Origin of the sequence: Pseudomonas sp. xss_2, from assembly GCF_043104195.1 — a bacterium.
Classification (GTDB): domain Bacteria; phylum Pseudomonadota; class Gammaproteobacteria; order Pseudomonadales; family Pseudomonadaceae; genus Aquipseudomonas; species Aquipseudomonas urmiensis.
The window spans coordinates 1-6,643 of record NZ_JBICKL010000068.1; the positions used below are offsets into that span (position 1 = coordinate 1).

At 63.1% G+C, this 6,643-nt stretch carries 6 protein-coding genes; 2 read left to right on the forward strand and 4 right to left on the reverse strand.

Annotated features, from left to right (window positions below):
• Positions 1 to 94: 94 nt before the first annotated feature.
• Together ptsP and ACF8K2_RS17050 are read right to left on the reverse strand one after the other, a co-directional pair.
• Positions 95 to 2,374, reverse strand: coding sequence for a phosphoenolpyruvate--protein phosphotransferase (ptsP, locus tag ACF8K2_RS17045; protein WP_392466255.1), 2,280 nt, complete (start codon positions 2,372 to 2,374; stop codon positions 95 to 97).
• Between the two features lie 22 nt (positions 2,375 to 2,396).
• Positions 2,397 to 2,876 carry an RNA pyrophosphohydrolase gene (locus ACF8K2_RS17050; protein ID WP_186555901.1) on the reverse strand — a complete coding sequence of 160 codons (480 nt, stop codon included), beginning with the start codon at positions 2,874 to 2,876 and terminating at the stop codon, positions 2,397 to 2,399.
• Positions 2,877 to 3,017: 141 nt separating this feature from the next.
• Here ACF8K2_RS17050 and ACF8K2_RS17055 point away from each other — a divergent pair, with 141 nt between their 5' ends.
• Positions 3,018 to 3,674: an HAD family hydrolase gene (locus ACF8K2_RS17055; RefSeq protein ID WP_392466259.1), complete on the forward strand. Its 657-nt coding sequence runs from the start codon at positions 3,018 to 3,020 to the stop codon at positions 3,672 to 3,674.
• Positions 3,675 to 3,750: 76 nt separating this feature from the next.
• Here the strand turns inward: ACF8K2_RS17055 and ACF8K2_RS17060 are convergent, their stop codons facing one another.
• Entirely contained in the window at positions 3,751 to 4,176 is a 426-nt protein-coding gene (locus ACF8K2_RS17060; RefSeq protein ID WP_392466261.1) for a DUF2269 family protein, read from the reverse strand.
• A gap of 134 nt (positions 4,177 to 4,310) precedes the next feature.
• Positions 4,311 to 5,825, reverse strand: coding sequence for a threonine ammonia-lyase, biosynthetic (gene ilvA / locus ACF8K2_RS17065; RefSeq protein WP_392466263.1), 1,515 nt, complete (start codon positions 5,823 to 5,825; stop codon positions 4,311 to 4,313).
• Between the two features lie 146 nt (positions 5,826 to 5,971).
• Here ilvA and rpiA point away from each other — a divergent pair.
• Positions 5,972 to 6,643: ribose-5-phosphate isomerase RpiA (gene rpiA, locus ACF8K2_RS17070; RefSeq protein WP_186555897.1), on the forward strand; the 672-nt coding region annotated here is incomplete at its 3' end.

Genomic DNA, 6,643 nt, shown 5'->3' on the forward strand with positions numbered 1-6,643 from the left:
GCCCCGCGATAGCGTCGTTGAACCCACTTTGAGCTATCGCGGGGCAAGCCCGCTCCCACGAGTCGATCACGAGTCGATGTCTTTCCAGGCTGATTCAGAGGGTCTTGTTCGCCCCAGGCCCGATCATCCGCGCCAACCCCAGGTTCTTCAGCGCCAGCTGCAGCGAGCTGTGGATAACTTGCGGGTTGTCATGGCTCATGGCATCGGCGAGCAATTCCTTGGCCTTGCTCATGTTGACCTGGCGCAGCATCCACTTCACCTTCGGCAGGTTGGTGGCGTTCATCGACAGGCTGTCGAAGCCCATCGCCATCAGCAGGATCGCCGCCGCCGGATCACCGGCCATCTCGCCGCAGATACTCACCGGCTTGCCTTCGGCATGGGCATCGCGGACCACGGTCTGCACCGCCTGCAACACCGCTGGGTGCAGGTAGTCATACAAATCGGCAACCCGCGGGTTGTTGCGGTCGACCGCCAGCAGGTACTGGGTCAGGTCGTTCGAGCCCACGGAGAGGAAATCCACCTGCCGCGCCAGCTCCTTGGTCTGGTACACCGCAGCCGGAATCTCGACCATCACCCCCACCGGTGGCATCGGCACGTCGGTGCCCTCGTCGCGCACCTCGCCCCAGGCCCGGTGGATCAGGTGCAGCGCCTCTTCCAGCTCATGAATGCCGGAAATCATCGGCAGCAGGATGCGCAGGTTGTTCAGGCCTTCGCTGGCCTTGAGCATGGCGCGGGTCTGCACCAGGAAGATTTCCGGGTGGTCCAGCGTCACGCGGATACCGCGCCAACCGAGGAAGGGGTTTTCTTCCTTGATCGGGAAATACGACAGCGATTTGTCGCCGCCGATATCCAGGGTACGCATGGTCACCGGCAGCGGATGGAACGCCGCCAGTTGTTCGCGGTAGATCGCTAGCTGTTCTTTCTCGCTGGGGAAGCGCTGGTTGATCATGAACGGCACTTCGGTGCGGTACAGGCCGACGCCTTCGGCGCCGCGCTGCTGGGCGCGGGCGACATCGGCGAGCAAGCCAGTGTTGACCCACAGCGGCATGCGATGGCCGTCCGGGGTCACGCAAGGCAGCTCGCGCAGCGCGTCCAGGCCCTGGGCCAGCTGGCGCTCCTCCTCGACGACGTCGCTGTACTGCTTGCGCAGCACGTCGCTGGGGTTGGTGAACACCTCCCCCTTGTAGCCGTCGACGATCATCTCGATGCCGTCGACCTTCGAATACGGCAGGTCGACCAGGCCCATGACCGTCGGGATACCCATCGCCCGGGCCAGAATCGCCACGTGCGAGTTACCCGAACCCAGTACGGACACCAGGCCCGCCAGCTTGCCTTCCGGCACTTCGCCGAGCATCGCCGGGGTCAGCTCTTCGCTGACCAGGATGGTGTTTTCGGCGTACACCAGAGACTGCGAGCGGGCCTCTTGCAGGTAGGCCAGCAGGCGCCGGCCGAGGTCTTTGACGTCCGAGGCGCGCTCACGCAGGTAGTCGTCGTCCATCAGTTCGAAGCGATTGACGTGCTCGCCCACCACTTGGCGCAGGGCGCCCTGGGCCCATTGGCCAGTCTTGATGACTTCGACCACTTCGCCACCCAGGGCGGCGTCTTCGAGCATCATCAGGTACACGTCGAACAACGCCCGCTCTTCCGGGCGCAGCTGGGTGGCGAGCTTGGCCGACAGCTTGCGCATATCGGCGCGCACGCCTTCCAGGGCGTTGTTGAACAGTTTCAATTCGGCGTCGATGTCATCGACGGTTTTGTCGGGCACCACTTCCAGGTCGGCCGGCGGCAACATGACCACGGCGCGGCCGACCGCAGCGCCGGGCGAACCCGGCACGCCGACGAAGCGTGCCTCCTGGATGCCCTTGCCCTGGCGGCCCAGGCCACGAATCGAGCCGGTCGCCTCGGCATGGGCGATGACCCCGGCGAGCTGAGCGCTCATGGTGACTAGAAACGCTTCTTCACCTTCATCGAACTGGCGGCGCTCTTTCTGCTGGATGACCAATACCCCGACCACTCGCCGGTGGTGGATGATCGGTGCGCCGAGGAAGGAGGCGAAGCGCTCTTCGCCGGTTTCGGCAAAGTACCGGTAACGCGGGTGATCGGCGGCGTTTTCCAGGTTCAGCGGCTCTTCGCGGGTACCGACCAGGCCGACCAGACCCTCGTTGGGCGCCATGCTGACCTTGCCGATCGAGCGCTTGTTCAGACCCTCGGTGGCCATCAGCACGAAGCGGTTGCTTTCCGGGTCGAGCAGGTAGACCGAGCAGACCTGGCTGCCCATGGCCTCCTTGACGCGCAAGACAATGATCCCCAACGCCGTCTTGAGATCTTTGGCGGAGTTCACTTCCTGGACGATCTTGCGCAGCGTATTGAGCATGGCTCGGGGTCGAACTCCGTCGTCAGTCGCGCGTCAGCAGGCGCGGTGCTAGCTCTTTCAGGGCGCGACGGTAGACCTCGCGCTTGAATGTCACCACCTGGCCCAGCGGATACCAATAGCTGACCCAGCGCCAGCCGTCGAATTCCGGTTTACCGGTCAGGTCCATCCGTACCCGCTGCTCATTGGTGACCAGGCGCAGCAGGAACCATTTCTGTTTCTGGCCAATGCACAACGGCTGGCTGTGGGTCCGCACCAGACGCTGGGGTAAACGATAACGCAACCAGCCACGGGTGCAGGCAAGAATTTCCACATCGTCGCGCTCAAGGCCGACTTCTTCATTCAGCTCGCGGTACAGGGCGTCCTCTGGCGTCTCGTCGGGGTTGATGCCCCCCTGGGGAAACTGCCAGGCATCCTGGTTGATCCGCCGAGCCCATAGCACCTGCCCGGCATCATTGGTCAGAATGATGCCGACATTAGGGCGAAAACCATCCGGGTCGATCACGGCAGCAACCTCGCAAACGCATGTCACCGCATTGTTCCACAAAGCTCACAAGCGCAGCAACGCGCCCGCCACGCTTATGTGCAGCGAGGTGAAAACTCCGTATTCTGCGGGGCCACCCTGTGCCTTAAGCGAGTGACCTTGATGCGCCTGGCTTTATTCGACCTGGACAATACCCTCCTCGGCGGCGACAGCGATCACGCCTGGGGTGACTACCTGTGCGAACGGGGCATTCTTGACCCTGTCGCCTATAAGCAGCGCAACGATGCGTTCTACCAGGATTACCTCAACGGCACCCTGGACCTGCAGGCCTACCTGGCCTTCTCGATGGAAATCTTCGCCGCCACCGAACCGACCCAGCTCGATCAATGGCACCGCGAATTCATGCGCGACTGCATCGAGCCGATCATCCTGCCCAAGGCCCTGGCCCTGCTGCGCCAGCACCGCGAGGCGGGCGACAAACTGGTCATCATCACCGCGACCAACCGCTTCGTGACCGCCCCCATTGCCCGGCGCCTGGGTGTGCGCACCCTGCTGGCCACCGAGTGCGAACGCGAGGGCGAGCGCTACACCGGGCGTAGTACCGATATACCGTGCTTTCGTGAAGGCAAAGTGACGCGACTCAAGCGCTGGATGCTGGAGAACGGCTATGACCTGGAGGGCAGCTACTTCTATAGCGACTCGATCAACGATGTGCCGCTACTGGAGCAGGTGACGCATGCAGTGGCGGTAGACCCAGACCCAAAGCTGCGCGCCCATGCCCAGCAGCGTGGCTGGCAGGTTATTTCCCTGCGCGATTGATCACAGCTATCGCGGGGCAAGCCCACTGCTACGCTGGTTGCGTGGGAGAGGGCTTGCCCCGCGATCGGCTACACCCTCAGACCGGCTTGGCGCCCATCAGCCCCGCGATGGACAAAAAACACACACCACTGAACACCGCCAACGCCAGGGTAAAGCGCAGCCCAGTAGGCTCAGCCCGACGCAGCCGGTTCAGCCGCACCAGCAACCACCAGGCACTGAACGCGCCAAAGGTATAGAGGACGCTGGAGGCCAACACCCAGGTCTGCCCCAGCGGCCAACCGATCAGGTGCACCAGCCACCAGCCGGTAAACGGCATGCTCAGCAGGCACACGCCCATCAATAGCCAGACGAACAGCAGCGGGCGGCGCAGCAGTTGGCTGTAGACCGTGGCGTCACCGCGCCGACGCGCACGCCAAGTCCAGATCGCCAGGCCCAGGGCGCTGGCGAGCAGCAGCACGGTGGCGATGATGTGGGCGGCCTTGAGGGTAGTCAGGTATTCCATTTTCGAGTCCTTGGTTGGGCTTGCGGGCCTCATCGCGGGGCAAGCCCGCTCCCACGATAGCGCTCCCGTTAAACAGGCTTGGCGTGGGAGCGGGCTTGCCCCGCGATGAGGCCTTTGAAGCCTAGCTTAGCCCTTTAGCCCAAAAACAACCGGTAAGCCGGGTTCTCGGTCTCATCCCAATACGGATAGCCAATCTTGGCCAATGCCGCTGGCACCAGGTGACGCTCGTCTTCCGGCACTTGCAGCCCCGCCACCACCCGGCCATCGGCAGCGCCATGGTTGCGGTAATGGAACATCGAGATATTCCAGCGCCCACCGAGCTTGTTGAGGAAGTTGAACAATGCCCCCGGCCGCTCGGGAAACTCGAAGCGCAGCACGATCTCATCACTGGCGCCCGCCGAATGCCCACCGACCATGTGGCGAATGTGCAATTTGGCCAGTTCGTTGTCGGTCAGGTCGGTAACCGGGAAGCCTTGCTCGATCAACTGCTGAACCAACATAGCCCGAGGGTCGTTCTCCGGATGGGTCTGCACGCCGACGAAGATATGCGCCTCGTCCGAGGTGTGCTTGCGGTAGTTGAACTCAGTGATCTGGCGTTTGCCGATGGCTTCGCAGAAGGCCTTGAAGCTGCCTGGACGTTCTGGGATGGTCACGGCGATGATCGCTTCGCGCTTTTCGCCCAACTCGGCGCGCTCAGCGACGTGGCGCAGGCGGTCGAAGTTGACGTTGGCGCCCGAGTCGATAGCCACCAGGGTATGCCCGGTCACGCCGGTCATCTCAACGTACTTCTTGATCCCAGCAACGCCCAAGGCGCCAGCAGGTTCGGTGATCGAGCGGGTATCGTCGTAGATATCTTTGATTGCCGCACAGATCTCGTCAGTGCTAACGGTGACCACTTCATCGACGTGGAGCTTGCAGATATCAAAGGTATGCTGGCCGATCTGCGCCACTGCCACGCCATCGGCGAACAGCCCGACTTGCGGCAGGACCACCCGTTCACCAGCGGCCATAGCCGCTTGCAGGCAGTTGGAATCATCTGGCTCGACGCCGATTACCTTGATTTCCGGGCGCAGGTATTTGACGTAGGCAGCGATACCGGCGATCAGCCCACCGCCGCCGACCGGGACGAAGATCGCGTCCAGCCGGCCTGGGTGCTGACGCAGGATTTCCATGGCCACGGTGCCCTGCCCGGCGATGGTGTGCGGGTCATCGTAGGGGTGGATGTAGACGAAGCCTTTTTCCTCGACCAACTTCAACGAATAGGCCAGTGCCTCGGGGAACGAGTCGCCATGCAGCACGACCTTGCCGCCGCGCGAGCGCACCCCTTCGATCTTGATCTCGGGGGTGGTCTTGGGCATCACGATGGTGGCCTTGATGCCCAGCTCGCGGGCCGCCAGGGCAACGCCCTGGGCATGGTTGCCGGCCGAAGCAGTGACCACGCCACGGGCCAGTTCTTCCGGGCTCAGCTGGGCCAGCTTGTTGTACGCCCCGCGGATCTTGAACGAGAACACCGGCTGCAGGTCTTCGCGCTTGAGCAGGACCTGGTTGCCAAGGCGTTTGCTCAGCTGGCTGGCGCTGTGCAGCGGGGTTTCGACGGCGACGTCGTAGACGCGCGAGGTGAGGATCTTCTTGACGTACTGTTCGAGCATCGGGAAAGCATCACTGGGCCGCGGGACAAGGCCTGCGAGTCTACCCCAGCGCTACGTCGGCGGACCACAGCAAAGCCGAGGTTTTGCCGGCGCTTGCCGCTATACTATGCGCCTCTCGAAACTCCCCAGCCCCACTCGGAGCCCGCATGACCCAGGACCAACTCAAACAGGCCGTCGCCCAGGCCGCTGTCGATTTCATTCTGCCCAAGCTGGATGATAAAAGCGTTGTCGGCGTCGGCACCGGTTCGACCGCCAACTTCTTCATCGACGCCCTGGCTCAGCACAAGACGGCGTTTGACGGCGCGGTCGCCAGCTCCGAAGCCACTGCCCAGCGCCTGAAGGGCCATGGCATTCCGGTGTACGAGCTGAACACGGTCAGCGAACTGGAGTTCTACGTCGATGGCGCCGACGAGAGCGACGCGCACCTGAACCTGATCAAGGGCGGTGGCGCGGCCCTGACCCGCGAGAAGATCGTTGCGGCCGTGGCCAAGACCTTCATCTGCATCGCTGACGGCAGCAAGCTGGTGCCGGTGCTCGGCGCCTTCCCGCTGCCAGTCGAGGTGATCCCGATGGCGCGCAGCCATGTCGCCCGTCAGTTGGTCAAACTCGGTGGGGATCCGGTGTACCGCGAGGGTGTGGTAACCGACAACGGTAACGTGATCCTGGATGTGTATAACCTGCAGATCACCAACCCGGTTGAGCTGGAAAGCCAGATCAATGCGATCGTGGGCGTGGTGACCAATGGCCTGTTCGCGGCGCGTCCGGCGGATTTGCTGTTGCTGGGGACTGCTGAAGGCGTGAAGAGCCTCAAGGCCGAG